Origin of the sequence: Mycobacterium sp. NAZ190054, from assembly GCF_001545925.1 — a bacterium.
Taxonomy (GTDB): domain Bacteria; phylum Actinomycetota; class Actinomycetes; order Mycobacteriales; family Mycobacteriaceae; genus Mycobacterium.
The window spans coordinates 1-2,336 of record NZ_LMVQ01000403.1; the positions used below are offsets into that span (position 1 = coordinate 1).

The 2,336-nt window shown below is 71.2% G+C and carries 2 protein-coding genes and 1 pseudogene; 2 read left to right on the plus strand and 1 reads right to left on the minus strand.

Annotation, left to right across the window (positions count from 1 at the left end):
- Both ASJ79_RS34375 and ASJ79_RS22845 read left to right on the plus strand, forming a co-directional pair.
- Positions 1–324 (plus strand): M20/M25/M40 family metallo-hydrolase (locus tag ASJ79_RS34375; RefSeq protein WP_231750986.1); only part of this gene is annotated, 324 nt, incomplete at its 5' end.
- A 107-nt stretch (positions 325–431) separates the two neighbouring features.
- Positions 432–2,039 (plus strand): ABC-F family ATP-binding cassette domain-containing protein, encoded by a 1,608-nt coding sequence (locus ASJ79_RS22845; protein ID WP_067960290.1) that lies wholly within the window; start codon positions 432–434, stop codon positions 2,037–2,039.
- Here the strand turns inward: ASJ79_RS22845 and ASJ79_RS33400 are convergent.
- Positions 2,036–2,336: pseudogene (locus ASJ79_RS33400) on the minus strand (ESX-1 secretion-associated protein); the annotation flags it as partial. The gene ASJ79_RS22845 and the pseudogene ASJ79_RS33400 sit on opposite strands and share 4 nt — an antisense overlap.

The following is a 2,336-nucleotide window of genomic DNA, read 5'->3' on the forward strand; positions in this document are numbered from 1 at the left end:
TCGTGCGGATTCGACTCGGTCCCCTCGGACCTGACGGTCTACGCGCTGCACCGTCAGGCGACCGCCGACGGCGGCGGCGAGCTGGGTGAGACCACGTACGTGTTGAGGTCGGCCAACTACGCCGCCGCGCTCGTCGAGGCCGCCGGCGGTCAGGTGCGCGCCAAGTACGGCTGGACCGACGTGGCGCGGTTCGCCGCGCTCGGCATCCCGGCCGTCAACTACGGCCCCGGCGACCCGAACCTGGCCCACCGCGTCGACGAACACGTCGAGGTGGAGCAGATCACCGCCGTGACCGACATGCTCAGGCGCTACTTAATCGGTTGACGGCACGGATAACCTGGGAACCATGCTGGGAGAAGACATCACCGGGTAGCACCCGGACGGGTCCCGTTTCCACAGGCGCGTCACGCCTCGACGAAAGCACTCCCCGCATGTCTTCTGTTGTCTGCAGTCATCTGTCCTACTCGTGGCCCGACGACACCCCGGTGTTCACCGATCTGTCGTTCTCCGTCGGTGCGGGCCGCACCGGCCTCGTCGCCGCCAACGGCGCGGGCAAGAGCACGCTGCTGCGGCTCATCGCCGGCGAACTGAGTCCCACCACCGGCACGGTCACCGTGGACGGCGTGGTCGGCTATCTGCCGCAGACGCTGCCGCTGCTCGACGACCGCACCGTCGCCGAGGTGCTCGGCGTCGCCGAGGTGATCGACGCGCTGAACGCGCTGGCCGCCGGGGATTCCAGCGACGGTGTGTTCGCGACGATCGGTGACGACTGGGACATCGAGGAACGCACCCGGGCGCAGCTGGACCGGCTCGGCCTCGCCCACATCGGTCTGGACCGGTCGCTGCGGTCGTTGTCCGGCGGTGAGGCGGTCAGCCTCGGCCTGGCGCGCGAATTGCTGCGCCGCCCCCAGGTCCTGCTGCTCGACGAACCCACGAACAACCTCGACGCCGACGCACGGCACCGGCTCTACGACGCGCTCGACGACTTCGGCGGATGCCTGCTGGTGGTCAGCCACGACCGGGTGCTGCTGGACCGGATGGACCGCATCGCCGAGCTGTACCGCGGCGACGTGACGTTCTACGGCGGCAACTTCACCGCCTATCGGGACGCGGTCGACAATGCCCGGCGCGTGGCCCAGGACGCGGTCCGCAGCGCCGAGCAGCTCCTCAAACGCGAGAAACACCAACGCCAGCAGGCCAGGGAGCGGGCCGACCGTCGCGCGGGCGCCGCAGCGCGCACCATCAAGGACGCGGGTCTGCCCAAGATCGTCGCCGGTGCGCGCAAGCGGCGGGCGCAGGAGTCGGCCGGCCGCTCCGACGACGTCCACGCCAGGCGGATCGACGATGCCCGAAGCCGTCTCGACGACGCCGAGCGGGCGCTGCGCGACGACGACGCCCTGGTGCTCGAGCTGCCCGGTACCCACGTCCCGTCGGGGCGGATGGTGCTGCAGCTGAACGGAATCCGGGTCAGCAGGGACGGGTACGACGTGCTCGACGGCGTCGACCTGACGGTGCGGGGTCCGGAGCGGATCGCGCTGACCGGACCCAACGGTGCCGGCAAGACGACGCTGCTGAAGACGGTGCTCGGCGAGATCGAGCCGGACGCGGGCACGGTGGAGGTCGCCGACGGCCGCGTCGCCTACCTGTCGCAGCGGCTGGATCTGCTCGACGAGGACCGCTCGGTGGCCGAGAATCTCGCCGCGTTCGCGCCCAGCCTGTCGGAGACCCGGCGCCACCACCTGTTGGCGCAGTTCCTGTTCCGCGGCGACGACATCGGCCTTCCGGTGCACGCACTCTCCGGCGGAGAACGGTTGCGCGCCACGCTGGCCTGCGTGCTGTTCGCCGAACCGGCACCGCAGCTGCTGCTGCTCGACGAACCGACCAACAACCTCGACCTGGTCAGCGTCGGGCAGCTGGAAGGCGCGTTGGCCGCCTATCAGGGCGCCTTCATCGTCGTCAGTCACGACGCGTCGTTCGTCGACGCGATCGGGGTCGATCGTGTTCTGCGCCTTGCCGACAACGGGCTCGCGCCGGTCTAACCGACGGCCGGCCGGGTCGGGGCGGGCCGTGGTGGGGGCGGCGGCGCCGGAGCGGGAGTTCCGGTGTGCGGCCCCGGTGCGGCGCCGTTCTCGGTGCGCTGCTCGGCGACGCGCCCGTCGCCCTGCTCGCCGTCCCGTTCGTCGTCCTGGTCGTCGTCCTGGTCGTCGGTGCGTCGCGCGTCCGGGGCCTGCTCGGTGCTGCGCTCTTCGCGCTCCGCGGTGTCCGGCACGTCCGGGGTCTCCGGTGCAGAGCTCTGCCCCGCCTGCGCCAGACCTTGGGCGAGCACCTGGGGCAGT

Coding starts and splice junctions, on each gene's coding strand:
- ASJ79_RS22845 (WP_067960290.1), top strand. CDS start 432: ATGTCTTCTGTTGTCTGCAGTCATCTGTCCTACTCGTGGCCCGACGAC.